The sequence below is a fragment of the Sorangium sp. So ce426 genome (genome assembly GCF_051475585.1).
Classification (GTDB): Bacteria; Myxococcota_A; Polyangia; order Polyangiales; family Polyangiaceae; genus Sorangium; species Sorangium cellulosum_B.
In genome coordinates this window covers 12,653,792-12,680,413 of record NZ_CP150341.1, presented here as the reverse complement: position 1 = coordinate 12,680,413, position 26,622 = coordinate 12,653,792, and the positions used below count along the sequence as shown (strand labels likewise).

The window sequence follows — 26,622 nt, the reverse complement described above, 5'->3', positions numbered from 1 at the left end:
TGACACGCGCGCCGCGCATCCCCGTCGCCCTCGCCCGCCGGCGCGGCCGGGCGAGCCGCCGCACAGGGGCTCTTCCGTCCACAGCGCGGCCGCGACTCGGCGCCTCACTGCAGCGTCGGCTCCGCTTCTTGCTGCCAGAGCGCCGCCAGCGCGAACGTCTTGGCGTTCTCCGGCACGGCCTGGCAAAAGCTCTCCCGCCGCGCCGGGTCCTGGATCCATTGCGCCCGCGCGACGAGCCGCTGCATCGCCACCGTGATCGCCTCGCGCGCCGCCTCGTGGTGGCCGTGGGCGCGGAGCGACTCGGCATACACGAGCCGGATCTGCGCCTCGCCCTCCTCCGTCCCGCCGACCGACACGAGCAGCCCGAGCCCGCGCCGGGCCGCCTCGAGCGCCTCCGCTGCCCGGCCCTGCTCGAGCAGCACCCGCGCGCGCACCGAGAGCGCGTGCGCCTGGAGCGTCGGCACGTGCGCCAGCATCGCCACGGCCGCGCCCGCCTCGTTGTCCGCCGCGTCGAGGTCGCCGAGCCGCGTCAGGATCGCGGCGAGGTACGCCCGCGATCGCGCCTCCTGCCGCCGGTTCGCCTGCGCCACGAAGGCGTCGATCGCCTCGGCCGTGGCCGCGCGCGCCGCGCCGAGATCGCCCTGCTGGATCCAGAGCAGGCCCTGGTTCTGCTTCGCGAACGCCGCCACGTTGTAGAGCCCGAGCCGCCCCGCCTCCGCGAGCGCGTCGCGCAGCTCGGCCTCGGCGCGGCCGTAGACCCCGAGCTGGAGCAGGCAGTGCGCCGCGTTCACGCGGCTCAGGCACGCGTTCCTGAGGTCGCCTGTCTGGAGGTAGGCGGGGATGCTCTGCTCCGTGCACGCGAGCGACGCCGCAGGGTCGCCGTAGCAGAGCGCCCGCGACGCCCGGAGCGCGTGGATGCGCGCGGCCACCGCCGCGTCGCGCTCGGCGAGCGGCATCGCCACCCGGGCGAGCTCCTGCACGATCTCCTCCGCCGCGGCGTACTGGCCCCCGTGCAGGAGCGACCCGGCGATGCGCGCCAGCGCGCTCACGGAGGCGCCGGTCGCCTCCGCGACGTCGACCCACGAGCCGCGGTCCCCGCTGCCCGGGCCGGCCCCCCGGAGCTCCTCGACGAGATCCGCGAGCCGGTCGCCCATGCCGAGGCGCACGCGCATCGACGCGGCCTCCCCGGCCGCCGCGTACCAGAGCGCGCTCTTCCGGGGGAAGCCCCGCATCGCCATGACGGCGCACCGCTCGGCCTGGGAGGCCTCGCCGAGCCACTTGTGCGCCTCGGCCTGGACGAGGCGCAGCGCCGCGAAGAGCTCCCCGTCCACGTCGGCGCTCGCGGCCCCCTGCTCGGCGCGCTGGATCGCGGCGCGGAAGTCGTTCGCCCCGAGCGCCTGCTCCGCCGCGCGCCGGAACCAGACGACAGCGCGCTCGGCGTCGCCGCCGCGCTCGAAGTGGTCCGCCAGGAGCGCCGCGTCGCGCTCGCCGGCCGCGTCCAGCCACTCGCCGGCGAGCAGGTGGCCGAGCGCGCGATCCTCGTCCGTGAGCGTCGCGTACGCCGCCTCGCGCACGAGCGCGTGCCGGAACGCGTACTCGTGCTCGCTCCGGAACTTGCCCTCGCCCCGCCGCGCGATGAGCTCGCGATCGACGAGCACCGCGAGCCACCCGTCCACCTGGGGGGCGCGGCGCTCGCCGCCGAGCAGCGCCATCAGCCCGCCGCGCCAGAACTTCTGGCCGAACACGCTCGCGGCCCGGAGCACCCGCCGCGCCTCGCCGTCGAGCGACTCGAGGCGGGCCTGCACCATCGACAGCACCGTCTCGGGGAGCGCCTCGGTCCGGCCCGAGGCGGCGGCGCGGATGAGCTCTTCCAGGTAGAACGCGTTGCCCCCGGCCCGCTCGCACAGGCGCGCGCAGAGGTCGGGCGTCACGGCGTCGCCGAGCACCTCGCGCACGAGCCGCTCGCTCCCCCGCCGCCCGATCTCGCGCAGCCGGAGCTCCTGGACGCCGCGCGAGACCCACACCTTCGGGAAGACGGTCTCCACCTCCGGCCGCGCCAGCGCGAGCACCATGAGCGGCTGGTCCCGGAGCGCGAGGGCCGCGTCGATGAGCTTCACCGTGGGCACGTCGCCCCACTGGAGATCCTCGAGCACGAGGAGCACCGGCTCGGCCCGGCACTCGGCGAGCACGAAGTCCTCGAAGGCGCGGCGGATCTGGTCGCCCATGAGCATCGGGTCGCTCCGCGCGGCGCGCAGCTCCACCCGGCCCTCGTCGGAGAAGCGGATCCGCGCCACCTCGCCGAGGAACTCGGTCACGCGGTCGAGGTCGGCGCCGTTCAGGTAGCGGCCTACCCGCGCGCGCAGGCGCTGCTCCCGCACCTCCTGCGGCTCGCCGCCCGAGAGCCCGGCCTCGCGGCGGAGCATCTGGCGCAGCATCCCGAAGGGCGAGCCGGCGCTCATCGGGTCGGCGTGGCCGAGCCAGACCTGCACCCGCTCCTTGCGCTCCTCGACGCGGCGCAGAAACTCGTAGCGCAGCCGGCTCTTGCCGAGCCCCGCGGGCGCCGTGATGAGCACCGCGCGCGCGGTCGGCTCGGAGAGGCACTCGTCGAGCACGGCGTCGAGGATGGCGAGCTCGTGGTCGCGCCCCACGAACGGCGTCGTGCGCCCGAGCAGCGTCCGCGCGGCCTCGACGAGGTCGCGCTCGGCGCGGAGCACGAGGCCGGTCGCGTCGCCGCCGACCTCGAAGCGGGCGTCGAGCAGGCCGGCCATCACCTCGTCGAGGCGGATCGACCCGCCGTCGGCGCGGTCGAGCAGCCGCACGGCGCGGTCGATGGTGGGCCCCATCGGGAGCTGGTCGTCGGCGGAGCCGCGGCCGGCGACGAGCGCCATCTGCACGCCGGGCAGGAGGTCCCGCACCTCGAGCGCGCACCGCGCCGCGCGCGCGGCCTGGTCGGTGATGAGGCCGCGCCCCTCGAGGGTGATGAGCAGCAGCCCGTCCGCCAGCGTCTGCAGCGCCCCGCCGAAGCGCGACGCCACGCGCTTCACCTCGTCCTCCGGGACGGTGCGCGCGAGGGGCATCGTCATCGGGAGCGTCATCGGCATGGTGGGCCCCTGCCACGAGGGGGCCTCCGGCGCGCCCATGCGCGCGAGCATCAGGCACAGCGTGCGCCGCTCGCCGGTCGTGAGCGCGCTCGCGCGCCGGCTCGCGGGCGCGGGGGGGGTGCTCTTGATCTCGCCGACGCGGAGCAGCTCGAGGGCCACGGCGGCGCCGTTCGCGGGCCGGTCCGCCGGGATCTTGGCGAGCATGCGCGCCACGGCGATGTCGACGTTCTCGGGGACGTCGGCGCGCAGGTCGCGGAGGCGCGGCGCCTCGTCGAGCACGACGCGGAGGAGGGCCGTGTGGATGTCGTCGCCGACGAACGGCGGGCGCCCGGTGAGGCAGTGGAACAGGACGCAGCCGAGCGCGAACACGTCGGCCTGGGTGCCGACGTCGCGCTCGCCGCGCGCCTGCTCCGGCGCCATGTAGAACGGCGTGCCCATCACGACGCCGGTCATCGTGAGGGGCGCGAGCGACGTGAGGCGGGCGATGCCGAAGTCGAGGAGCTTGACCTGCTCGGCCGACTTGTCGACGAGGTACAGGTTGCTCGGCTTGAGGTCGCGGTGGACGACGTTGTGGCGGTGCGCCTCGGCGAGCGCCTCGGCGACCCGGAGGCCGAGCGTGACGCTCTCGGCGATGGTGAGCCCGCGCCGGCGCAGCCGGTCGCCGAGGCTCTCGCCCTCGAGCCACTCGAGCGCGAGCCAGGGCTCGCCGCTCTCGGTGGCGCCCTGCGCGATGTACCGGACGATGCCGGGGTGCCGCAGCTCGGCGAGCACCTGCGCCTCGCGCGCGAAGCGCTCGCCGTGCTCGAGGCCGCGGCCCGACATGACCTTGAGCGCCGCCGTCTCGCCCGTGTGCCGATCGAGGGCGCGGTAGACGGAGCCCATCCCGCCCGACCCGGCGAGGCGCTCGATCAAGAAGCGGTCGGCGACGATGTCCCCGGGTTTCATCGGGACGGCGAGTATCACACGGAGGGCGCGCCCAGAGGCCAGATCCCGGCGTCCGGCGCGCGGTGACGCCGCAGGCAGCCTCGCGGCACGGGCCCCCACGGGCGCAGGAGGGCGGTGGAGCCGTGGGGAGGTGGGAGGGGAGGCGCCGGGCTGCTGGGAGTGACACCACATGTATCCATCCGTTCACAGCAAGGGCTCCGAAATGACACTACGTGTGTCCCATCGTTTACAGGAAGGGCTCCGAAATGACACTACGTGTGCCCCGTCGTTTACAGGAAGGGCTCCGAAATGACACTACGTACGCCCTGTCGTCTCCAGCGCTCCGCGACGGGGGTCGCTTCGCTCCTCGGCGACCTCGTCGCCACGGCATTCACGAGCAGCCCGGCCGCTCGTAGAGGCGCGTCGCGGCCTTTCGGCCGAGGTCGCGCGATGCCTCTCTCCACCTGGAGCGGGGCCCGAGCGGCGCCGCGGCTGCGCGCCCCGTGCTTGCAAGGCGCTGCACGGGTAGGCCGCCCTGATCGAGCGTGGTAAGACGTCGCGCCGTCGGTTCTCCGTGACGAGGTTCTCTCCATGAAGATCAGCCGAGCGACGATCGAGAACTTCAAGAAATTCGCTCCTCCCGGCGTCGAGCTGGACTTCAAGAACAAGGCGACCGGCGATGTGGCGGATCGGTACTTGATCCTCGGCGACAATGCGTCGGGGAAAACGACCATCCTGCAAGCCATCGCCCTCACGCTGTCGCTGGCGCAGCGGAAGATCCCCGATATCCGCCATTTCGGCTGGACCGGCTGGGCGCCCGAGCGTTACTTCGTGCACGGCGACCCGATCGTCGAGCTGACGGTCGAGTTCGAGGCGGACGAGATTGAGGCGACGCAGGAAGCCGCGAGGCGCTGGTGGGATCTCGCCAACCCCACGAGCAGGAACCTGTTTCGGGAGCCTGGAGACAGCCGGGTCGTGACGCTGCGCCTCGAGGGAGCGCGGGTGAGGACGACCGGCTCCGCGCGCGAGATTTATCAGTTCCGAGGGCGCTCGTACGTCGCCTCCTCGCTCAAGAACGACCCCAGGCTCCGCGAACTCTTCTCTCGGTTACCAGGGGTGTTCTGGTACGACCAGTTCCGCAACATCGCGCTGTCCGGCGCGCGCGAGCCGCCGGAGCGCGAAGCGCCCGACCACGCTCCGCCGAACGAGATGGGCATCCGGTTCGAGACCGCCGTCGAGCGGCTCGATCGGATCCTCAAGCTCTGGCATCGGAACCGCGAGCAGCACGGTCCCCACCCGGACCGCGACTATCTCGGTGATCTGGAAGCGCTCTACAAGACGGCGTTCCCGGGTCGCAGCTTCGCTGGGGTCGAGATCTTGTACGACGGACCCACGCCGGCGGACGATCGCTTCGTGCTGCAGGACGGAGGCCGCACATACACGCTGAGCGAGATGTCCGCGGGCGAGCAATCCGTGTTTCCGCTCCTGTTCGAGTTCGTGAGGCAGCAGGTCCACCGATCGGTCGTGCTCATCGACGAGATCGACTTGAACCTGCACCCGCCGCTCGCACAGACGATGCTCGGCCTGTTGCCGCGCCTCGGCGAGGACAATCAATTCCTGTTCACGACGCACGCGCGCGCGGTCTCGACGCTCGTCAGCCCTCACACCATCCACCGACTTCCGGAGGGGCGGCCGTGCCTGTGAGCGTGCTGCTGTGCGAAGGGGAGGACAACAGTCCGGACGGCAGGCTCCTCCACGCGATCCTCCGAGGTACCGGCGTTCAGATCGAGCCCTCGGGCGGCAAGGACGCCTTCGCGGGCTTGATCCGCGGCCGGCGCCGCCAGAACCCTGGTGTCTGCGGGCTCGTCGATGGCGACTTCCCCAGGGACCCCGACGCCTGGACGGAGACCACCGACCCCGGTCCTCGCAGGTGGACCATGCGCGACCGCCAGAAGCAGATCGTGCTCGGATGGACGTGGGGGCGCAAAGAGGTGGAGAATTATCTGGTCGATCCCGAGGTCCTGGCGCGTGCGCTCCGGTGGACCCCTGAGACGAAGAAGCGTTATCTGGCGCAGATCGAGCGAGTCTTCGATACGCTCGGCCATGTCACCGCGGCGCGCATTGCGTTGACCTGCTGCGCGCCACGGCGGAACCGGATCAACACCGAGGTGCCCCTCGCCGCCACCAAGGAGAAGCTGGCGCAGGAGCTCCATGAGAGGGCCGATGCGTACACCGAGGGCGCTCGGCTCGACAGGGACAAGCTGCTTCAGGTCTTCGAACGCCACGTGCCGGACTGCCTGAGCGGACGGTTCCGTCAGCACGCGATCGAGGTGTTCGCCGGAAAGGACATCCTCGCGAAGATCCAGAGCACTTCGGGCTTCGACCAGGAGTTGAAGGTGTTGAAGAACCAACCCGCGCTCGAGGAGCGGGTCCTCAACGCGCTGGAGCACGACGCGGAGCCCCACGCGTGGCTGCCCGAGTGGGCGGCGCTCCGGTCGGCTGTGGAGACCTGGATGCCCGCGCCCGAAACCGAGGCGACGAACACAGACGCCTGATCCATCCGCTCACGCCTCGGAGGTGTGATAGGGTGCGCGCTATGTCCGCGCTAGTTCTGCCCTCCGTCGAGCTGCTTTCGCCTTACGAGACGGGGAAGCCGCTCGATGAGCTCGCGCGCGAGCTCGGCGTGACGGACGCCGTGAAGCTCGCCTCGAACGAGAACCCGCTCGGCCCGAGCCCGCGCGCCCTCGAGGCGGCGCGCCGGGCGCTCGAGAGCGTGCACCTCTACCCGGACGGGGCGGCCTACCGGCTGCGCGAGCGGCTCGCGGCGGTCCACGGCGTCACGATGGAGGAGATCGTCCAGGGAAACGGCTCGAACGAGCTGCTCGACCTGATCGTGCACGCCTTCGCGACGCCCGGCTCGCACATCGTGTTCGCCGACCCGGCCTTCGTCGTCTACAAGCTCGCCGCGCTCGCCTACGGCGTCCCGTTCACGGCCGTGCCGCTGCGCGACCTGCGGCACGACCTCGAGGCCATGGCCGCGGCCGTCACGCCGAAGACGCGGCTCCTGTTCATCGCGAACCCGAACAACCCGACGGGCACGCACGTGGGCCGCGCCGCTGTCGAGCGCCTGCTCAGGGAGCTCCCGCCCGAGGTGATCGTGGTCATGGACGAGGCGTACATCGAGTACACGGACGCGCCGGACTTCCCGGACTCCATGCGCCTCCGCGGGCTCCGCGAGCGGCTGCTCGTGCTCCGCACCTTCTCGAAGATCTACGGCCTGGCGGGCTTCCGCGTCGGCTACGCCGTGGGCCCGGTTCAGCTCATCGACTACCTGAACCGGGTGCGCGCGCCGTTCAACGTGAGCGCGCTGGCGCAGGCGGCCGCCGTCGCGGCGCTCGACGACGCCGAGCACGTCGAGAAGAGCCGCGCGCTGAACCTCCGCGAGCGCGACCGGCTCACGCGCGAGCTCACGCGGCTCGGGCTGTCGGTGGCGCCGAGCCAGGCGAACTTCGTGCTCGTGGACGTCGGGCGGCCGGCGCGCCCTGTGTACGACGCCCTGCTCCGGAAGGGCGTCATCGTGCGGCCCTTCGGCAACCTGCCGACCAGCCTTCGGGTCACCATCGGCACCGAGCGCGAGAACCAGCGATTCCTCGACAGCCTGTCCGAAGTGCTGGCCTGACCCGGCGAGCGGCGCGCTACCAGCGCCTCGCCTCCGGCGGCGCGCAGCCCACCGCGGCGCGCAGCATGCCGCCGAGGCGCAGCGGCACGAGCGTGATGAGCTCGCGCTCCTCCGCGGCGCCGGGGCGCGCCGATGGGCTCTCGTAGACGTGCAGGAAGTCGCAGCCGCCCGCCGGCTCGGCCGCCGTCTGCCCGACCTCGAAGACGAACGGGCTACCTCGATCGTTCACCTCCGGATCGAACGAGGAGGCGAGCCTGGACATGAGCTCGTCCGCGCCCTCCGGCGGGCTCGTGCGCGCGATGTCGACGAAGCGCGAGAACAGCGCATAGCTCGACGGGTGAGCCACCGAGCAAAGGCAAAACACGGGTCGACCCGGGTGAGCGAGCATGTACCGGATCAGGCGCAAAAGGACCTGGCGGAGGACGCCATCGTCGCCTGCGTGCTCGCCGAGCGCCCCGGACTCGCCGCGGAAGATCGCGATCTGCGCGCCGGAGGGCTCCGGATCCATGATCTGAACCGCGAAATAGCCGGTGATCTGGCCGTCAGCGCCCCTGTGGACCACGACGGCGCCGTGCTCCGCGCCAGCGTCGATGACGTGGGTGGCGAAGCTCTTCTCCCGCTGCGCGCCCTCGAAGATCACGCGGCGTAAGCCATAGAGCTCGTCGATGAGGCGCAGCCTCTGATCCGGCGACATCTCACGTGGAACGAGAACCTCGACGGAGGTCTGGTCTTTCATCGAATCCTCCATGCCTGCCCATCCCGATCGACCACCTCGGCCGCGGGACGGCGGTCCGCTGGGCGCCGCCAGCGTCGTTCATGCGGCCGGCGCCGGCGCCATCAGCGCCATCAGCGCCATCAGCGCCATCCCATTCAGCAATGGTGGTGCCACCGGTGCGAGGCGCGGCGATGACGCCACAGCTGTCCCGCATCGTCGGCGTCCGAGCCGCGCGCGGCGCGGCGGCGCGCCCGCCCGAGCTCGGCGACGCGGCGGATTCAGGCGTCCATCGCTGTACAGCGGCTGCGTTCGCCGGAACGCACTGCGGAGCGGGTGAGGCCGTCGGGCATCAGGCCGGCAGGCATCAGCCCGCGCCGCCGCCGAGGCGCGGCCCCGGCGTGAAGCGGATCGGCAGGCGGGTCGGGCCGTGCACGTGGATCGCCCGGCGCGGCTCCCACGGCGCGTCGCTCGCGAGCTCGAGGCCGCCGAGCCGCGCGACGAGATCCGCCAGCGCTACCCTGGACTCGAGGCGCGAGAGCGGCGCCCCGATACAGAAGTGAATGCCGTGCCCGAACGCGATGTGCGGGTTGGGATCGCGCGCGATGTCGAAGCGGTCAGGATCGCGAAATTGCTCTGGATCTCGGTTGGCGGAGCCGATCATCGCCAGCACCGCCTTGCCGGCCGGGATCACCTGGCCGTGCATCGGGACATCGCGCCTCGTCACGCGGAACATCGCCTGGACCGGCGAGCGGTAGCGCAGGACCTCCTCGATCGCGGAGGGCAGCAGATCGGGCGCGGCCCGGAGGCGGGCGAGCTCGTCCGGGTTCTCGAGGAAACACAGCATCGCATTGCCGATCAGGTTCGTCGTCGTCTCGTGGCCGGCCACGAGGAGGAGCTGGAAGAAGCCCAGGATCTCGTCCTCGTTCAGCCGCTCTCCGTCCACCTCGGCCTCGACGAGCCTGGTCAGGAGGTCATCCTCCGGCGCCGCCCGCCGCTGCTCGATGAGGCCCCTCAGGTAGGCCTGCATCTCGGCCGTCACCGCGGTGAACGCGTCGAGCGCGCGGACCGCCTCCTCGCTGCCGGAGACGGTATGGCTGAGGTCCAGGATCGCGTCGCTCCAGCGCTTGAACCGCGGCTGGTCCGCGATCGGGGCGCCGAGCATCTCGGCGATCACCAGGAGGGGGAGCGGGACCGCGTAGTCCTCGGCGACGTCCATCTGGCCGCTCTCGATCGTCCGGTCCAGGAGCTCGCGCGACAGCCGGCGGATGCGCGGCTCGAGCCCCGCGACCGCGCGCGGGGTGAAGGCCCGTGTGATGAGGGCGCGCAGCTTGGTGTGGCGCGGAGGGTCCGAGAAGACGAGCCACTCGGCGGTCCTGGTGCCCGGCGGCGACACGACCGAGCTGAACGCCTCGTGATCGTGGAGCGCCCGCTTCACGCCGTCGTGATCGAAGATCATCCACGCGTCGGACGGCGGGTAGTGGAGCACGGGAGTGCGGCTCCGGAGCTGGTCGTACGCGGGGTAAGGGTTTCGGCGCATCTCTTCCGAGAACAGGTTCATCGCTCACCACCTCCAGCGGTGGCCAGGGTAGGATCAGGCGACGTGGGCCGCTTGAACGAATCCCGGATCAGCGCCGTGCTCGCGGACGCCTTCGCGGTGCGCGCCTCGACGGCGATGGGGTCGACCCTCCACGCAGAGCACGGCGCGGCGATCCTGGTGGGGCTCGAGCGCGAGGTGACCGTGACCGAGCCGGGCGGCGCGGTCGTGCGCGGGCGCGCGGTCGTGGTGCCCCCCGACCTGTGGCACGCCGCCGCGAGCCCCGGGCCGACGCTCGGGTTCCTGTACGACCCCGAGGCGATGCCGCAGGTGGCGGGTTACGCGCGCCTGCGCGGCGGCCCCTGTCCGCTCGAAGGCCGGCTCCTCGCGCGCCTCGACGGAGCCCTTTCGGCGCACCGCGCGTCCCTGTCGCGCCCCGACGTGCTCGGCGGCCTCGCGCGCGAGGTCGCGTCCTGGCTCGCGCGGGAGTCGCCGCGCGTCGCCCTGGATGGGCGGGTCGCCCGCGTCCTCGAGGCCCTGCGCGATCCGGCCGCGGACCGGCGCCTCGCGGTCTCGCGCGCCGGGGTCTCCGAGGCGCACCTGCAGGCGCTGTTCGTGCGCGACGTGGGGCTGCCCATCCGCACCTTCCAGCTCTGGCGCCGGCTGCTCGCGGCGCTCCTGGCGTTCGCGCGCCTCGACGCGACCGGCGCCGCCCACGCCGCGGGGTTCGCCGATCTGGCGCACTTCTCGCGGACCTGCCGCCGCATGCTCGGCTATTCCCCGAGCGAGCTGCGCGGCGGGCTCATGAAATAGCCCTCACCGCGCTTCACCGGGCGAGCTGCCGCCGGCGGCCGCCGTGATTGACGTGGAGCTGCCCAGCCGGCAGCGTGTCGGCCTCCCGAGGAGACGACGTCATGACGATGGATATCGCCGCGCTGCGCCGCGACACCCCGGCCTGCGCCAGCGTCCTTCACTTCAACAACGCGGGTTCCTCGCTGCCTCCAGCCGTGGTGGTCGACACGGTGGTCGAGCACCTGCGCCGCGAGGCGACCGTCGGCGGCTACGAGGCCGAGGCGGAGGCGGGCGAGCGGATCGAGGCGGTCTACGGCGCGATCGCCCGGCTGATCGGCGCTTCGCCCGGCGAGATCGCGCTCGTCGAGAACGCCACGCGCGCCTGGGACATGGCGTTTTACTCGCTCCGCTTCGGCCCTGGCGATCGCATCCTGACCGCGCGGACCGAGTACGCCTCGAACTACATCGCGTTCCTGCAGGTCGCGCGGCGCACCGGCGCGGAGATCGTCCCCATCCCGAGCGACGAGCGCGGCGCGGTATCGCTGCCCGCGCTCGATCGCCTGCTCGACGGGCGGGTCAAGCTGATCGCCATCACCCATGTCCCCACGAACGGCGGGCTGGTCAACCCGGCGGAGGAGATCGGCCGCCGCGCCCGGTCGGCCGGCGTGCCCTTCCTGCTCGATGCCTGCCAGTCGGTGGGCCAGCTGCCGATCGACGTCGAGGCCATCGGCTGCGATCTCCTGTCGGCGACGGGGCGCAAGTACCTGCGCGGGCCGCGCGGCACCGGCTTTCTCTATGTCCGGCGCGCGCTGCTCGACCGGCTGGAGCCGCCGTTCCTCGATCTCCACGCGGCGCGCTGGACGGCGCCGGATCGCTACGAGCTGCGGCCCGACGCCCGGCGGTTCGAGAACTGGGAGAGTTATGTCGCCGGCCGGCTCGGGCTCGGCGCGGCCGCGGAGTATGCGCTCCGGCTGGGCCTGCCGGCGATCCGCGACCGGGTAGGTGCGCTGGCCGAGCGCCTGCGCGCGCGGCTCTCCGAGCTCCCCGGGGTCACCGTGCGCGACCTCGGCGAGCAGCGCTGCGGCATCGTGACCTTCACCCGGGCCGGCGAGGACGCCGCGGCCATCAAGGAGCGGCTCGGCGCGCAGGCGATCCACGTCAGCGTGTCGACCGCCGCCGGGACGCTGCTCGACTTCGAGGATCGCGGGATTCCCGATCTGGTGCGCGCCTCGGTCCATTATTACAACGACGAATCCGAGATCGACCGCTTCGTCGCCGCGCTCGCCGCGGCCTGAGCGAGGGGGAGGCTCGGGGCGGTCCTTCGCGCGGCCTCCGCGAGGGGGACGCGGCCCGCGATCAGCCAGCGCGCGGCGCGCCGCCGCCGAGCGCCTCCGCCAGGGCCTCGAGGACGCCCTCCAGCCGCGGGGCCGCGCCGCGGATCGCGCGAAAGAAGGTCACCACATCGCGCGCGAGCAAGAGCGGAGGGGAGCCATAGGACTCGTCCGTCAGGTAGATCTCCGCCGTTCCGACGCGGAACGCGAGGTACAGGTTCACGGTGAACTCGACGCCGCGCTCGGACTCCCTGGGCAGCATGCGCTCTGGCAGCCGGGCAAGCACGAGGAGCTGCATCTCGCCCATCGCGCTCGACGAGCTCGATTTGCGGACGGCGCTCGCCCAGGCGAGCGGCGACACGAGGACAAGCGCCCCCGGCGGGAGAGCGGCGGGCCACGGCACCCGGGACGGCGGGGAGGCCGAATCAAGGAGCGCCAGGCCGTCGATGGCGGCGTAGAGCGCCTCGATCTGCGGGTGAAATGCCCCGTGGCGCGCCTCGACCTCGGCCACGTCGCGAAGGCGATCCGGAGAGGGGGTCTTCACCGCGACGGAGCGGCCGGCGCACGGCGAGGAGGCGTCGCGCCGCGCGATGGCGCCACGGAGCGTGTCGCCGAGCCGGTCGTCCGCGGGCGCCGCGCCCGGCTCGCCCGCGCGCGCCGCGGCGTGGCGCGGGTCGAGGCAGGCGTCGATGAGCCCCGCGAGCGCCTCGTCGACGCCCGCGTCGGCGCGGAGGGGGCCGCGGTCGAGGAACGGCGTGTAGCGGAGCGCGGCGGCGATGCGGGCGACCTCCTGGCGCCCGCGCGCGCCATAACGCCGCTCGAAGTACGCGCGCCAGGCCAGCGCCGCGTCCGTGAGCGCCGGGAGCGCGGCGCGCACGACCGCATCGGCGTGCTCGCCGGAGAGCACCCACCCGAACACCATCCCGCCGCCGCGCTCCACTGCGATGAGGCCCTTCAGCACCGAAGTGAAGTTCGCCTGTGCCTCTGTGAACGAGAGCGCGTCGTCCGGCTGATGGCGCGCCATGGCCTCGAAGAACCACGCAAGCAGACGTCCCTCGCCGCCCATGATGCCTGTCAGTCTACCCTTTCGAGGCCCGGGAGGCTCTCGGCGCGGCTAGCCTGATACCCTCTTTCACGGCTGTCCTGTCCGCAGCGAAGGCGGCAGCACCTCGTTCAGGCGTGCGACGTCGCGCGCCATCTCGAGGCGGCGCGCCTCCTTGTCCACCTGTGACGGGAACGGTATCGCGGCGAACGCCGCCGTGGCGGCCTCGGCCACGCGCGCCGCGCCCTCGCGGCCGAGGAGGCCGCGCTCGAGGGCCGTGAGCGCGGCGCCGATGTAGGTATCGAACAGGTGCACGCCCGAGGCCGCGAGCTCCCTCCGCGCGAGATCGGGCGTGGCGACCACGTCGTGAATGAACACCGCCTTCACCGCCCCCGGCGCGAGCTCGAGCATGCGCTGGCCGAAGTGGATATCGCCCTGCCCGCTGTCACCGATGAAGACGAAATCGTACTCCGGGTACAGCCGCCGGTACTCGAGGAAGTTCTCGAGCTTCTTCTCCGCGATCGTGCGGTTGCCGATGAGGCGCGTGAACGAGCCCGCGAGCACGGTCGCGGTGAGCTGACCGCGCTCGGCGAGCGCCTTGATCGTCGCGTCTTCCACGAGGCCGAGGCGGTCGCCGGGGCGGGCGGTGACGAAGGTCAGATCGCCGGCCCGCCCGGGCACGGGGCCAGGGCCGCGGTCGAGCTCCGCATAGAACTGCAGGACGCCGGGATAGACGGTCTTCTTCGGGTACCGGGCGTCCTTCCAGTTCGCATAGAACGTATCGTCGATATCGGACAGGATCTTCACCTCGCGCACCGAGACCGAGCCAGACGCCGAGACCGCCTCTCGCGCGAAGTGCGCGAGCAGCTCCTCGCGCAGGGAGTCGTCGTCGATATCGTGGTAGAAGAGCTGGTGAAGATCGCGGTAGCCTCCCCGGCCGTCGAGCGCGTTCTTGAGCCGCGTGACGTCGGCGCCGCGCGTGCCGAGCCAGAGGCGGCGCAGCGCCTGCTCGTCGAGGCTACCGGTCCGGCCGCGCTGCAGCGCCGAGGCGAGCGCCGCGCGGGCCGGGATCCCGAGGTCGCCGAGGCGCTCGGCGGTCAGGAGATCGAGCAGCGCCGTGCGGTTGTCGGGGCCGATGAGGCGATCGTCGATGTCTCCGAGCAGCGCGGGCAGATCGAGCTGGAGGAGCAGCTGATCGAGCTCGACGGCGGTCGAGCCCGCGAGGATCTCCAGGACCCGTCGCTCGTCGTCCCGATCGGTGTGGGAGGCCATGCGCTGCCGGATCTCGTCGAGCTTCGACAGCACCGACGGGATGGGCGCGTCGGGAGAGGTGTCGATCGTCATGGGGTCCTGACAACGTAACCGATCCGGCGGGCGCTGGTAGTCTCGGCCAGCTCCCGCCGACCGACCACGCGCCTTGCCGCCCGCCCCTCCGGCGGCGGCCGCGCGGCAGGCCTACATGGCAACGCATCAGCGTGGCTCGGCGGTCGAAGAACACGGCTGCCAGGCGGCCCGAGCTCCTGCTCCTTCAGGCGGGTTCACCCCGCCGACCGCTGGTTCCCCGGGTTGCGGAGGGCGTGCGCGATGCCGCTTTGCAGGGTGCCCAGCGTGGTGATACCGGACAGATCCACGCCGAGGGTGACCAGCGTCTGCGCGACCTCCGAGCGCACGCCGGTGAGCACCACGCGTGTGCCGAGCAGCTGGGCGGCGCGCGCGGTCCGCGTCAGGGCATCGGCGACGTGCTCGTCGACAGCGCGCACGCCGGTGACGTCCAGGATCGCGGTGTGTGCGCTCTGACTGCTGATGCCGGACAGCAGCGTCTCCATGATCTGCGCTGCGCGCGCGCTGTCGATCGTCCCCACGAGCGGCATCGCCACCACCCGGTCGGCGATCGGGATGAGCGGCGTGGACAGCTCCCGGAGGGCCGCCTGCTGGGCGACGATGATCTTCTCCTGCAGCGCGGCCCGCTCGGCCTCCGCGTGCCTCAGCAAGGTGGTGTTGGTGACGACGCCGCCGAGGCCCATCGGCTCGCCACGCCCGTCGAGGATCGGGAACTTGACGGTGGAGAAATGAATCGTCGTGTCGCCGAGCCGCAGGACCTCTTCGTACTGCATCGCCTTTCCCCCGGCCATCACCTCATGCTCTTTCGTCACGACCTGCTCGATGGCCTCGGTGGCCAGGGGGCTCAGCTCGATTTCATTCTTGCCGATGACCTCGAGGACGTGCCTCTGGAGGGCCTCGGCGTGAGCTCGGTTGACGAAGACGTAGCGCCCGTCTGTGTCCTTGACGAAGATGGAATTGCGCGAGTGGTCCACCAGCTGGAGGAGCAGCTGAAGCCGCCCGAGCAGCACGTGCTCGCTCCACGGTGGGTCGCCGGTGTCCTCGACGATCGCCGCGATCTCACGCGCGCCGCCGCTGTCGTCGCGCAGCACCGCGTGGGTCCACCGGAAGAGGCGCGCCTGCCCGTCTTTCGTCCTGCCCTCGCTCGTGGCCGAGGCGAACCGGTTCTCCGCCCAGTCGAGCAAGAGCGCACGCACCGCGTCCGGGGACACGGGATCTGCGCCCACGAGCTCGGAGAGCCTGCGGCCGACGGCCTCGCCCTCGCTCCAGCCAAAGACACGTTCGGCGCCATCGTTCCAGCGGGTCACCGTGCCATCGGGACGCCAGTGGATCTGCGCCCGCGCCGGTGTGAGCAGCCACGCGAGCGGGCCGAAGGCGGTGTGAGCGTCCGCGCTCACCGCGCCGGGCTGCGCTGCTCCCCCGGCCGCGCCGCCGCTCGACCGCTCCGCCAGCGCGCTCTCCAGCTCCTCGACCCGCGCGTGCAGCACTGCGATCTCCGCCCTGAGCCGCCCGATCTCCCCTAATCCCTCATCTGCCATTCGTTGGATGATGGACTGTATCCGGAGCGCGCTCGGGGTGGCAAGGTCGACATCCCCGAAGATGTACGCGAGATCCGTACGCCGGCACACTGCTATGCTGTGAATCGCGACATTCCTCAACCAACCGACGGGGCTGCACGTCTCCGATGGTGGATGGGGTCGTGCCGTCTCCCTCGGCGCCAGGTCATTCCCAGCTCTTGCGCTGGGGATTCACCCAGGGGGAGGTGCACATCACGCAATCATCACCGTAGAAATAGTGCTTCCCACCGGTGTCCTGGTAGATCCAGTAACGGAGCCAGGCCACGATCGCCGGCCGCTGGACGCCTCCCACGTCGCGCGTGATGTACCCGTGATCCGCGCCCATCACCGTCGCCAGGAATGTCTGGGTCTGGGACATGTCGTACGTTTTTTGCTGCATTGGAAGCCCGACCGTGTCCTGCGTTCCGCTGGTCTGCAGCATGGGCCCGTGCAGGGCCGCCGTCGCGACGTGGCCGTGGATGGAGACGACGGTGGCCACGGCCTCATGGCCGCCGATCTCCACAGCGGCGGTGCCGCCGACCGAGTAGCCCATGGAAACGGCGTGCTCCACGTCGATCTTGCCCTCGTAGAGGCTGCCCGCCTCGCTGTTTTGCTCGATGATCCAGTCGAGCCCCTCGAGCATGGCCGCGCGGTTGTTCGGGGCGTTGGGGCCGCCCGTGAGGAGGTTGGCGCCGACCACCACGAAGCCGTGAGATGCGAAGTTCGACAGGAGAGCCGTGTAGCTGGTCACCTGCGTATTGATCCCGGGGCCGAAGATGATCGGCGCATGCAGGAAGCCGCCCTCACCCAGGCGCTCAGGCCTGAAGATCGTGAAGTTGCCGCTGGGCCCCGCGCTCCGCTCCACGGTCGTCGCGAACGGCCCCTCGGCAGAGTAATCGGTGATCGGCGGGAGCGGCGAGCCCCCGGCTCCGCCCGCTCCGGCGCCGCCGTCGCCTGCTCCGCCCGCGCCTGCTCCGCCCGCGCCCGCGCCTGCTCCGCCCATTCCGCCGTCGCTCACGTCGGCGCCGCCGCTGCCGCTGGCAGCGCCGCCTGACCCAGCGGTCACGCCGGTCGGCGCCCCGCTGGCGGCTGACACGCTCGAGCTGCCCGAGCCCGCGGCTTGCGCCGCGCCGCCGCTCTCTTCGCCGCACGCCAGCATCGCGACGCTCGAGAGAAAGCAGAAGACATGGAAGCGCCTGATGGCTTTCTTTTCGTGGTCCACGATGCCCCTCGGGTTACGTCACGCCAGCGCGAAGCGGGCAAGGCAATGCAGGTCCTGGAGCGCCAAATGTGAACGCTCACATAACCTGCGTCAACCCCAAACTGGCGCGCGGCGGTCACGCGGACGGCGCTATTTGGCCAGCTCTTCGATGGCCGCGGCGAGCTCCGCGGGGGGCAGCTCGTCGGCGGCGCGCCACGGCGGCATGCGCAGCGGCGAGGTCGCGGGCTCCTGCAAGCGGAAGATGGCTTTGTCCTTCGTCTCTCGCGACATCGCGTCCAGGTTCTTCACGTTGAACCTGGCGCGGTTCAGCGCCGGGTTCCCGCGACCGTCGTGACAGCGCGAGCAGAGCTGCGTGAGCACGGCGCGCCCGCTCGCCCCGGGCGGCGGCACCAGGCCGAGCTTCACCTTCGCGTCTGCGGAGAAGAGGTCGCGCAGATCGAGCAGGGATTGTCGCGGGGCCGCGCCCGTCACCACGTCGAGGTAGGACCGGGCCCGCTCCGCGCGGAGCGCGGGATCCGTCACGTCCACGAGCGGGTAAGGAACCGAGATCGAATCACCCGCCTGCGACAAGGCGAACTGCTCCTCCCAGATCGAGCTCGACGCGCCGGCCTTGGCCTCGGCCTCGATGCGCGGGTCGAACGCGTTCGGCTGCGCCGCCTGGCCTTCGGCGACGAGCAACGCCTCGAGCTGCGCGCCGCTGCCCTCGTCGATGGCATTCTCGATGGTCGCGATGGGGATGCCGCCGTACTGCGCGTCCTCCGCGTGGGCTTCCAGGAACTGCGCCGTGAGCACCCGATCGGACTCCGTCCGCTGCACGAAGCGCTGCGGGAACCAGTGCATCCAGGGGAACTCCAGCTCCTGCATGCGCAAGATCTTCTTCGTGCCATAGCCGCCTGGCTGGTGGCACGAGCGACAGTCGAACGACGTGTTCTCGACGTCTTCCTCGCTGTAAATGGTGAACGCGGTCCAGCCGTGCTCTATCTCTTCGGTGAGCAGGCTCGCCAGATCGCAGCTGCCGTCGTAATCACACTGCCGCTCGAACGTGAACAGGTAGAAATTGTAGTCACCGGTCGAGAGGTCGCGGCTCACGATCTCGACGAAGGGCTCGCCGCGAACGAAGCCGAGCGCGGTCATCTCAGCCGGCCTCTCGCGCATCTCGGTCACGCGCGGAAAGACGATGAGGCGCGGATTGACCGCGGAGACGGCGCCCTTCACGAGCGAGGTGGAGTTGCCGGTGAGCGCGAAGGCGCGATCATCGTCGAGCTTCGCGACGCTGAGCAAGCTGGCGAAGTCGGTGATGTCCGGGCGGGGCGCGGCGCACACCGCCTGCCAGAAGCTGTCGCCGCGCGGCGTCGCGCACAGCGCGCGATACTGCGCCTCGCGCCTGGGCAGGCCCGACAGCTCCGCGTCGGGAGCATTCACGGACGGCAGCGTGTCCCAGTCGGTCGTCGCCTCGTCCGTGGCGACGCCCCCGCCGATCTCGCCGACGCACGCCGCCAGCAGCAGCGAAACCAGGCACAGGCTCTGCAGACGCCTCACGTGGGCCTCCCTCGGCGGGCGCCGAACGTCATCAACGCCGCCACGAGCGCGAACGAAAGGAGCGGCGCGCGGCGATCGCCGCGCCCGCCCGCCGCGCTGCAGCCGAAGAGGCCCTCCTCGCTCGGCTCCTCACCCGCGCCGTCACCCTTGCTCGGCTCCAGGTCGACGGTGCCGTCCAGCTGCTGCACGTAGGCGATGAGCTGCCCGAGCTCGGCTTCGCTGAGCGCGCTGGTGAAGGCGTGACGATCATCAGGGTTGGCCGTGACGAGGACATCGCGCAGCGTCGGCGCGGAGCCGTCGTGCAGGTACGGCGCCGTCTCCCAGACGCCGTTCAGCGTCGGCGTGTCGATGCCGAGCAGCGGCTCGCCGGCGCGCATCCCGGAGGACGGCTTCACGGTGCCGACGTCGTGCAGCTTGCCGCCCGCGCTGTCGGTTCCGTCGGGACCCGTGTGGCAGAAGCCGCAGCCCAGGCGCTTGAAGATGGCGCGACCCGCGACGCCGTCCTGGGTGAGCGAGCCGTCGGGATTGCGAAAGGGGCTCGGCCGGTAGGTGTCGAGCGAGCCGAGGAACGCCGCGAGCGCGTCGAGCTCGGGGCTCAGGCCGGCCTTCTTGTCTCCGCGCGGCGTGCCGACCGTCCCTAGGGCGATCTGCTCGGCGGTCAGGAAGCCCTTCCCGCCGAACAGGTGGCGGATGTTGTCGTCCGAGTCCTGGATCTCGTCGAAGCTGCCGCTCCAGTTGACGTTGCCGTGGCCCGTGCCGCGCCGCCCCAGCAGCGAGACGGTGTTGCGGAGCCCCTCCCCCGCGCTGCCGAAGTCCCAGACTCGCCCGTCCTCCGCGCCGTCGAAGTGACACGACGCGCAGCTGATGTAGCCCTGGTCGCTCATGCGGATGTCGGCCGAGTTGAAGAACAGCTGCTTGCCGCGCAAGACCTGCGGGTCGAGCTTCTCCACGGCGACCGTCGGGATCTCGGCCAGCTTCTTGGTGATGAGGTCGTGCGAGCTGACGATGTCGGCGACGTCGTAGACAGTCACCGTGCGGCTGAGCGACCCGTGAACGAACAGCTTGTTGGTCTCGGTCAGCGCCAGGCCGCGCGGCGCGAAGCCCGCCTCCTTCAGCGCGGTCACGAACTCGCCCGTGTAGGCGTCGCGGACCTCCACCAGGGCCGAGCCGGCGACGCTGATGAACGCGTAGTCGCCGAGCGGCGTGAACACGACCTGGTTCGGCAGGTTGCGATCGTCCAGATCGATGCGCCGCGCGACGTCCTCGGCGCCCTCCGCGAGGTTCAGCAGCGCCACGAGCGGACGTACCGTGTTGTCGTCGGTGAGGTCTAGCCCATCGCGAAATGGACCACGAAAGATGTTGTCCTTCTTGCCCGGCACCCACGCGAACGAGCCGTCGGGCGAGAGCCCCACCGAGAACAGGTAGCTCGGCAGGCCGCGCCCTTGTTGGTCCGTGTCCTCCGTCGTGGTGTCCGCGGCGAGCGCGAAGCGCGTGCTCACCTGGAAGGTCGCCGCGTCGATGCGCGCCACCTCGCCGTGGCTGTCCTCGGAGAGGAAGCGCGTGACGTAGATCTGCGAGCCGTCGTGCGACACCGAGACGCCCCGCGGCGTACCGCCGAGCGAGAGCTCGGCCACGACGGCGCCGCTCGCCACGTCCAGCTTCAGCACCTTGCCGACCGCCATCAGCGTCACGTACGCGGCGTCCCCGGTCGGGCTGATCGCGAGGCCCATCGGTTGCGACGCGTACGGCAGCGCGATCTCGCGCTCCACCGAGAGCGACGCGGTGTCGAGGATGGAGACTGCGTGCGCATCCCGGTGCAGCACCCACAGCGTGCCTTGCGCGGTGAGCGCGAGCCCGACCGGGCCGCGCGCCACCGGCACCTCCGCGACCTTGGTCAGCGCGCTCGCGTCGAGCACGCTCACGCTGTCGTTCTCGTAATTGGCTGTGTAGACCTTCGCGTTCGGCGGGTCGTACACGAGGTCGGTCGAGCCCGCCGCGCTGCCCGTGACGAGCGGCCGGTGCGCCGTGTGCACGAAGGCGACGCTGGTGAACCCGACATCGTCTTTGACCGTCACGAGCACCGGGTAGTGGCCGGGAGCGGCGTAGGTGTGGACCTGCTGCACGTCGTCGACCATGAACTCGGTGCGCGTCTCGTCTCCCATGTCCCAGCGCACCTGAACGGGGCCGACCGCGTCGCCGATCGTCAGGTCGAACGTGACGGCCTCGCCGGCGAGCGAGGGCGCGCGCACGGGGACGCTGGCCGTGACGGCGCGCGCCTCGGCCGGCCAGGCCGCCGCCGCGCAGATGCCTCCGAGCAGGCCGAGGAGCTTCGGGAGCGAGCGCATGGCTCAGGGACCGGTCGTGAACGTCGACTTGAACTCGGCCGCGATGCCGTTGCCGACGAGATCCTTCATGCCGTCCTTCGGCAGCACGATCTCGTAGGTCGTGTTCGGCATCAGGTCCTCGTCGGGGTCGAAGCTCACGATGCCCATGTACAGGCCGAACGAGCCCTTCACCGGCTGCCCGCCCATCGGCCTTACGATGAAGCTGCCGTGGTGAACCGTGGCGATCTCGACGTTGTCGGTGAGGCTGAGGCCGATGCGCGACCTCCTGGACAGCCCCGTCGCCCCGTTCTTCGGCAGCACCGTGTCGACCGCCGGGGGCGTGGTGTCCGGCTCGGTCGAGTGCGCGGCGATGACCATGCCGCGGTAGGGCAGCTCGTCGTCGGCCAGCACCAGCAGGCTGCCGACCGGGATCGAGAACTGGTCGTCGCCGTTCGTGAACTCGAGCCGCCCCCAGACCCGGCTCTTGATCGACATCTTGTGGATGTCGCGCACGTCGATCTTGGAGACGCCGGCGTCCGGCCGCAGGTGACCGAGGAACAGGGTGCCGTCGGAGAAGCTCATGTACTCGGACCCGGCGGGGTAGCCCATGGCCCTGAACGCCGAGTCGGGCAGCGTGGCGATGGGTGAATTGGCCGAGCCGATGTCGGTGGGGTCGGTCAGCACGTCCCACACGCGCAGCGGCGACTGCACGTAGACGTGCTTGCCGTACAGACCGCAGATGTAGCTCTTGCTCGGGGTGATGAAGTCGAGCGCGACCGGGTTCATCGGATCGCTGATGTCCATCGTCGCGATGCCGCCGTTGTCCTTGGGCGTCGTGATGACCAGCGTATTGCCCACGGCCCACAGCGGACCGGCGCTCACGCCGCCGAACTGCGAGATCGGGATCTTCTTGACGAACTTCACGTCCTCGGGATCCGCGGCGTCCAGGATGTGCAGGCCCGTGTTGGTGCCGCCGACGTAGATGACGCTGCCCTGCCAGTACATGCCCCAGACGGCGTCGGTGAAGTCCCCGTAGTTGATGCCGTCGAGCTTGACGAGCCTCACGTGACGAGGCGCGCGGGCGTCGGTGACGTCCCAGATGTCGACGCCGGTGCCCGAGGTGGTGACCTGGTAGAACTTGTCGCCATAGCGACCGAGCGAGGTCTGGTGCGACTCCGCCTCGCCGACGCCCTTGGGCCCTCCCCTGGGATCGAAGCCAGGGCTCTGGATGCGCGAGAGCATCTTCGGGTTGGTCGGATCGGCGATGTCGTAGAAGACGATCTCGGCGTTGCCGGCGCCCTGAACGTAGCCGTTGATGACGATCGGCTGGTTCTGGTGATGGCCCGCCTCGAGCGTCGGCGACACCAGGCCGTCTCGCCAGCTGTTGCGCGGCAAGTTGATCTTGTTCGCCGGCATGGGCATGTTCGGGATCTTGCCCTCCGGCGCGGTGATCGTGTCCGGGTCGATTCCGCCCGCGCCGCCGCTTCCGGTCGTGGCGCCTCCACCGGCTCCGCTCGTGGCGCTGCTGCTCGTGGCCCCGCTGCTCGTGGCGCTGCTGCTCGCGGCGCTGCTGCTCGTGGCCCCGCTGCTCGTGGCTCCCGCCGCCGGCGTCGGGGCTGCGCCGCCGCTGCCTGCCACCATGGAGGTGGTGTCGCCGGAGCCACCGCCGTCATTTCCTTCCGGTGAGTTGAGGTCCCCGCCGGAACACGCCGCGAGCAGGGCGGCGAACGAAGAAAAGCCGAACCAACGTAGTCCCATCCTCTTCGAATGCATCCCTGACCTCTCCTCTGGCGCGTGGGTCATGACGGGTGGCCACCCCGCCGGAACTCGGGGCCGACAGCACCCGCCGCGATCGCGCGGACACACGGGTACACGAACGCGCGATACGCGATACGCGATGCGCCCCCGCAAATGAATCGGTTAAGATGTGGAGAATTGTGAACGTTCACATATGGAATGTCAAGCGCGATCGGCCGCGCTCGTTGTGAGGCGATCCGGCGGCTCGACCCCGCAGGCCGAGGCGCGAAGGCGGCCCCTTCGTGGTCGAGGCCGAGCAGGTTCTACCGCCCAGGTCCACCAGAACGGACGAGAGCTGACGAGGTCGCACGAGAGCTCACGCGGGCGCCGCGGCGCCCTGCTCCGACTCTAGGATCGCCGGTTTTCGATGGACGCTGCAAATGTGAACGCTCACATAGGCTGGCCAGGTGCTGGACTTCCGGCTGCCTCACGTACCACAACGCCGCGCTGTCGTAGCCCTGCGCCCATGAGCACGCCGCCGGCAAGGTGAAGCGGTACCTATCCACCAGCGCGTGCAGCGCGGCTGTACGGTGGCGATCTCGCTTCTCCTGCGCGAGCGTCTTTGATAGGAAGTCATCATGAGATATTTGCGCCAGTTCTTCGTATGTTCCGTCCTCGCGGCACTTGCGATGCAGGTGGGTTGTGGAGCGGAGACGCCGGACGGCGTCGGGCAGGCGTCCGAGGTCGGCTCGATCAGCCTCGCCCTCGTCGGGACCAGCGTCACGGGCGCGACGTACCGCCTGTCGAACGCGTGGTTCAATATCCACGGTCCGACGAACCGGCTCGTCGACGGCTCGATCGAGGCGCCGGTGATCACGGAGGTGCTTCCGGTCGGCCACTATGACGTGTACCTCGAGCCCTCCTGGGTCCTCGAGCGGTGGACCGGCGTCGGTTACCAGCCCGTTCAGGCGGTCCTGACGTCGCCGAATCCGCTGCAGGTCTTCATCAACGAAGGCACGACATCGACGGTCGTGTTCCAGTTCCGCGCCGACGGCGATGTCGTCTCCGTCGGTCAGGGGAGCCTCGACATCGTCATCGGCGTCGACGACACGGCGGCGCCGCGCGAGGACACCGACGCGGCCTGCGGCAACGGCTACGATGACGACGAGGACGGGCTCGCGGATTGCGCCGATCCGGAGTGTCAGGGGCTGCCCCTCTGCGCGCCGCCGAGCATCGCGGCACAGTTCACCGACACGCTCGGCGATGACATCCCCGCCATGTGGCCTGCTGTCGTGCTCGCGGATGCGACAGACGCGGACGACATCGTGCTGGAATGCAGAGAATGCGCGGATTGCGGGACGTCGCGGTGGAGCCTCGCGAGCGTGGGCTTCAGCCAGGAGCAGATCAGCGAGATGACCTATTATTTCACGACAAAGGAAGCGGTCGTGGACGGGGAGGAGGACATCATGCAGTGGTCAGCTGGCTGCGTCGACTGCTACGGGGCCTCTTGCTACCCGCAATACAACTTCTTGTACTGGAGCGCGGGCAGCGGCCTGGCGCACTTCCATCTGACCGAGACCGCGGCGGACTGCAGCTCCTCGGTGTGGAACGTCATGGGACCGCGGGATACGAACGGCGCCGAAGGAAACCTGTGCGGGCCCGGTGTCGTCGGAGGCGTATCCCAGTATTCCGGCAAGGTGGGCGAATGGTTCCAGATTTCGATCGTGAACCCGCGGTAGGGCACCAACCAAGGTCGGGTGCCCCCTGACCCTCCACCGCCGGATGGGCGCTCCGGGCGACGGGCAGCGAGCGCGCGGAGGAACGGCAGCGCGTGGGCGCGGTCTCCCGCCACGCCATGACGATGCCTCTTTTCATATCAGTCTGCGGGTCCGCTCCTCCGCTGCACGGCTCCTTTGCGCGCGTCGAGCCCGGCGGCCGACTCGACGCGATCGGCGTGAGGGCTGCCCGGGTGTGCCTCGAGGAAGCGCCGCGCCGCCGCGTGTGCGCCCGCGCGATCCCCCTTGCGCGCCAGCGCCTCGACGCGGATCGCGGCGGCCTCGTCGGAGAGCTGGGCGCTCGGGAACTCGCGCGCGTGGCGAGCCAGGAGCGCGAGGGCGGCCGCCGGATCACCGCGTCGCAGCGCGCGCCGCGCGGTGTCGAGCAGCGCCAGCTCGGCGGCCAGCGTCGGCGCGTTCCTCTCGCGTGCGCGCGGGCTGCTCGCCGCCGTGGCGACAGGAGCCGTGGCGGCGGGCGCGGCCATGGGCGGAGCCTCGTCCGTTCGCTCCTCCGGGACGCGCTCGTGCAGCTCCGCCTCGGCCGCGACGGGTGCGCGCGGCGCGGCGAGCGCAGTCGGCGCGCTGGCCGCCTCCTGAGCGCGCCCCGCGGGCGTCGGCGCGTCGACGTGCGTCCATTCGGCGACCCCGAGCGTGAGGACCCCTGCGACCGCGCCGATCCCGAGCGCGCTCAAGATGCCGCTCCCGCCCGCCACGCCCGCCACCTTCAGCGCGGCGCTCGCCCCCGCCGCAGCCGCGCCCCCCGTCGCGGCCGCGCCCCCCACCCCCGCGACCGCGCCCCCTGCCGCGACCGCGCCCCCTGCCACGGCCGCGCCCCCTGCCACGGCCGCGCCCCCTGCCACGGCCGCGCCCCCCGCCGCGGCCGCACCCCCTGCCGCGCCCGCGCCCCCTGCCGCGCCCGCGCCCCCGGTCCCCGCCACGGCCGCGCCCCCGGTCCCCGCCGCGGCCGCGCTCCCGGTCCCCGCCACGGCCGCGCCGACGCCGACCGCGACGAGCATTCGCCGGGTCAAGCCGCTCGGCGGACTCTCGTCGAGCGCCGCGCGGAGGAGCGTCGTTCGCAGAGCACTCCCCTTCTGGTCCAGAAGGCGCTCGGGATCGGTCATGGCGATTCACCTCGGAAATGGGCCCGCGCCTCTATCCGCCTCACGGCGGCCTGGAAGTGCTCGCGCGCCCGGCGGAGGCGAGACGCGACGGTGCCTGCCGGAAGATCGAGCAGCGCCGCGATGTTCGCCGTCGTCATCTGCTCCAGCTCGAACAGCACGAAGACAGCGCGCTGCTCGAGGGGCATCGTGTCGAGGATGGCATCGAGCGCCGCGCGGGCGCGAGCGCGATCCATCATCTCCTCGGGGTCCGGCGCCGGGTCGACGCGCTCGCTGGGCGCTTCCTCCAGCACCTCCCGGCGCCGCTGCTGGGTTCTCCGCGCGCGCGAGGCGATCCGCAGCGCCGTGCTGAACAGGAACGCGGCCTCCCGGCCCGATTCGATGTCGCCGAGCCGCCGGGCCGCCACGAGGAACACCTGCTGCGCCGCGTCCTCCGCGTCGGCGCGCGGCACGCCGAGCCGCACCAGCGAGCGCCAGACGAACGCCGAATGCTCCATCACGAGCCCGGTGAGGCGCCCGGCCGCCGCCCGGCTGTCGGGCGGCGCTGCGGCGGGGAGCTGCATCAGGGTCAGCGCTTCACCACGGCTCACGCCTTGTGCAATCTCCGGATCGAGACAACTCGATCACAAAATCGACAGGCCAGCACGGAGCAGCAGCACCCGGTGACCGCGGGCGCTTCGTGGATGAGCTGCGCCGGGCGTTCGAACCAGCATGAACGCCGCACCAGCGGAAATTGCGGTCCTTATTGCACGTCGACGCGCACAAGCGCGCTAAGCGTGGGCTCCCCGTACTGCATCCGCGTCGCCTCACGTTGGAGCACGACCGCGCGCGCAGCGCCTTCGTCGTCGCCGGCACTCGCGGTCACGACGACGCTTCCTTTCCTGTGCCCTTG

18 protein-coding genes are annotated in these 26,622 nt (G+C 71.3%); 6 read left to right on the top strand and 12 right to left on the bottom strand.

What is annotated here, in order from left to right; translation table 11 throughout:
• Positions 1–104: 104 nt before the first annotated feature.
• Positions 105–4,046 (bottom strand): protein kinase domain-containing protein, encoded by a 3,942-nt coding sequence (locus WMF44_RS47640; RefSeq protein ID WP_437296683.1) that lies wholly within the window; start codon positions 4,044–4,046, stop codon positions 105–107.
• A 570-nt stretch (positions 4,047–4,616) separates the two neighbouring features.
• Between WMF44_RS47640 and WMF44_RS47635 the strand changes: the two genes are divergently transcribed.
• The 3 genes from WMF44_RS47635 to hisC are packed head-to-tail and all read left to right on the top strand — an operon-like array spanning position 4,617 to position 7,704.
• Positions 4,617–5,729 (top strand): AAA family ATPase, encoded by a 1,113-nt coding sequence (locus tag WMF44_RS47635; protein WP_437296682.1) that lies wholly within the window; start codon positions 4,617–4,619, stop codon positions 5,727–5,729.
• Positions 5,720–6,580, top strand: coding sequence for a hypothetical protein (locus tag WMF44_RS47630; RefSeq protein WP_437296681.1), 861 nt, complete (start codon positions 5,720–5,722; stop codon positions 6,578–6,580). The genes WMF44_RS47635 and WMF44_RS47630 overlap by 10 nt, the downstream gene beginning before the upstream one ends.
• 41 nt (positions 6,581–6,621) lie before the next feature.
• Positions 6,622–7,704 (top strand): histidinol-phosphate transaminase, encoded by a 1,083-nt coding sequence (gene hisC, locus WMF44_RS47625; RefSeq protein WP_437296680.1) that lies wholly within the window; start codon positions 6,622–6,624, stop codon positions 7,702–7,704.
• A gap of 16 nt (positions 7,705–7,720) precedes the next feature.
• On the opposite strand, the gene WMF44_RS47620 is transcribed toward hisC, so the two are convergent.
• On the bottom strand, positions 7,721–8,440 hold the full coding sequence (locus WMF44_RS47620; RefSeq protein ID WP_437296679.1) for a hypothetical protein: 720 nt from the start codon (positions 8,438–8,440) through the stop codon (positions 7,721–7,723).
• 343 nt (positions 8,441–8,783) lie between these two features.
• Entirely contained in the window at positions 8,784–9,977 is a 1,194-nt protein-coding gene (locus tag WMF44_RS47615; protein ID WP_437296678.1) for a cytochrome P450, read from the bottom strand.
• Positions 9,978–10,019: 42 nt separating this feature from the next.
• On the opposite strand from WMF44_RS47615, the gene WMF44_RS47610 reads away from it, so the two are divergent.
• Positions 10,020–10,766, top strand: a complete 747-nt coding sequence (locus WMF44_RS47610; protein WP_437296677.1) for a helix-turn-helix domain-containing protein — start codon at positions 10,020–10,022, stop codon at positions 10,764–10,766.
• A gap of 101 nt (positions 10,767–10,867) precedes the next feature.
• A complete protein-coding gene (locus WMF44_RS47605) occupies positions 10,868–12,040 on the top strand; it encodes an aminotransferase class V-fold PLP-dependent enzyme (RefSeq protein WP_437296676.1) in 1,173 nt (390 codons plus the stop codon).
• Positions 12,041–12,101: 61 nt separating this feature from the next.
• Here WMF44_RS47605 and WMF44_RS47600 read toward each other — a convergent pair whose 3' ends face one another.
• The 7 genes from WMF44_RS47600 to WMF44_RS47570 all read right to left on the bottom strand — a co-directional run bounded on the left by WMF44_RS47600 (position 12,102) and on the right by WMF44_RS47570 (position 22,873).
• Positions 12,102–13,142, bottom strand: a complete 1,041-nt coding sequence (locus WMF44_RS47600; protein ID WP_437296675.1) for a hypothetical protein — start codon at positions 13,140–13,142, stop codon at positions 12,102–12,104.
• A 66-nt stretch (positions 13,143–13,208) separates the two neighbouring features.
• Positions 13,209–14,462, bottom strand: coding sequence for a phosphatase domain-containing protein (locus WMF44_RS47595; RefSeq protein ID WP_437296674.1), 1,254 nt, complete (start codon positions 14,460–14,462; stop codon positions 13,209–13,211).
• Between the two features lie 194 nt (positions 14,463–14,656).
• Entirely contained in the window at positions 14,657–16,117 is a 1,461-nt protein-coding gene (locus WMF44_RS47590; RefSeq protein WP_437296673.1) for a PAS domain-containing protein, read from the bottom strand.
• A 64-nt stretch (positions 16,118–16,181) separates the two neighbouring features.
• Complete coding sequence (locus tag WMF44_RS47585; RefSeq protein ID WP_437296672.1) at positions 16,182–17,237, bottom strand: poly(ethylene terephthalate) hydrolase family protein; 1,056 nt, start codon at positions 17,235–17,237, stop codon at positions 16,182–16,184.
• Between the two features lie 129 nt (positions 17,238–17,366).
• Positions 17,367–18,776 (bottom strand): c-type cytochrome, encoded by a 1,410-nt coding sequence (locus WMF44_RS47580; protein ID WP_437296671.1) that lies wholly within the window; start codon positions 18,774–18,776, stop codon positions 17,367–17,369.
• The gene (locus WMF44_RS47575) at positions 18,773–21,121 is read right to left on the bottom strand and encodes a PKD domain-containing protein (RefSeq protein WP_437296670.1); all 2,349 of its coding nucleotides are present in this window, start codon (positions 21,119–21,121) and stop codon (positions 18,773–18,775) included. The genes WMF44_RS47580 and WMF44_RS47575 overlap by 4 nt, the downstream gene beginning before the upstream one ends.
• 3 nt (positions 21,122–21,124) lie before the next feature.
• On the bottom strand, positions 21,125–22,873 hold the full coding sequence (locus WMF44_RS47570) for an Ig-like domain-containing protein (RefSeq protein WP_437296669.1): 1,749 nt from the start codon (positions 22,871–22,873) through the stop codon (positions 21,125–21,127).
• A 602-nt stretch (positions 22,874–23,475) separates the two neighbouring features.
• Here WMF44_RS47570 and WMF44_RS47565 point away from each other — a divergent pair.
• Positions 23,476–24,576 carry a hypothetical protein gene (locus WMF44_RS47565; RefSeq protein WP_437296668.1) on the top strand — a complete coding sequence of 367 codons (1,101 nt, stop codon included), beginning with the start codon at positions 23,476–23,478 and terminating at the stop codon, positions 24,574–24,576.
• A gap of 137 nt (positions 24,577–24,713) precedes the next feature.
• On the opposite strand, the gene WMF44_RS47560 is transcribed toward WMF44_RS47565, so the two are convergent.
• Positions 24,714–25,733: a hypothetical protein gene (locus WMF44_RS47560; RefSeq protein WP_437296667.1), complete on the bottom strand. Its 1,020-nt coding sequence runs from the start codon at positions 25,731–25,733 to the stop codon at positions 24,714–24,716.
• The gene (locus tag WMF44_RS47555) at positions 25,730–26,320 is read right to left on the bottom strand and encodes an RNA polymerase sigma factor (protein WP_437296666.1); all 591 of its coding nucleotides are present in this window, start codon (positions 26,318–26,320) and stop codon (positions 25,730–25,732) included. Before WMF44_RS47555 ends, WMF44_RS47560 begins: the two co-directional genes overlap by 4 nt.
• Between the last annotated feature and the right edge of the window lie 302 nt (positions 26,321–26,622).

Bases quoted from the DNA above. Each gene is read 5' to 3' on its own strand.
- WMF44_RS47575 (WP_437296670.1), bottom strand. From the start codon at position 21,121: ATGCGCTCGCTCCCGAAGCTCCTCGGCCTGCTCGGAGGCATCTGCGCG.
- hisC (WP_437296680.1), top strand. From the start codon at position 6,622: ATGTCCGCGCTAGTTCTGCCCTCCGTCGAGCTGCTTTCGCCTTACGAG.
- WMF44_RS47635 (WP_437296682.1), top strand. From the start codon at position 4,617: ATGAAGATCAGCCGAGCGACGATCGAGAACTTCAAGAAATTCGCTCCT.
- WMF44_RS47600 (WP_437296675.1), bottom strand. From the start codon at position 13,142: ATGGGCGGCGAGGGACGTCTGCTTGCGTGGTTCTTCGAGGCCATGGCG.
- WMF44_RS47565 (WP_437296668.1), top strand. From the start codon at position 23,476: ATGAGATATTTGCGCCAGTTCTTCGTATGTTCCGTCCTCGCGGCACTT.
- WMF44_RS47605 (WP_437296676.1), top strand. From the start codon at position 10,868: ATGACGATGGATATCGCCGCGCTGCGCCGCGACACCCCGGCCTGCGCC.
- WMF44_RS47640 (WP_437296683.1), bottom strand. From the start codon at position 4,046: ATGAAACCCGGGGACATCGTCGCCGACCGCTTCTTGATCGAGCGCCTC.
- WMF44_RS47570 (WP_437296669.1), bottom strand. From the start codon at position 22,873: ATGCATTCGAAGAGGATGGGACTACGTTGGTTCGGCTTTTCTTCGTTC.
- WMF44_RS47595 (WP_437296674.1), bottom strand. From the start codon at position 14,462: ATGACGATCGACACCTCTCCCGACGCGCCCATCCCGTCGGTGCTGTCG.
- WMF44_RS47560 (WP_437296667.1), bottom strand. From the start codon at position 25,733: ATGACCGATCCCGAGCGCCTTCTGGACCAGAAGGGGAGTGCTCTGCGA.
- WMF44_RS47615 (WP_437296678.1), bottom strand. From the start codon at position 9,977: ATGAACCTGTTCTCGGAAGAGATGCGCCGAAACCCTTACCCCGCGTAC.
- WMF44_RS47620 (WP_437296679.1), bottom strand. From the start codon at position 8,440: ATGAAAGACCAGACCTCCGTCGAGGTTCTCGTTCCACGTGAGATGTCG.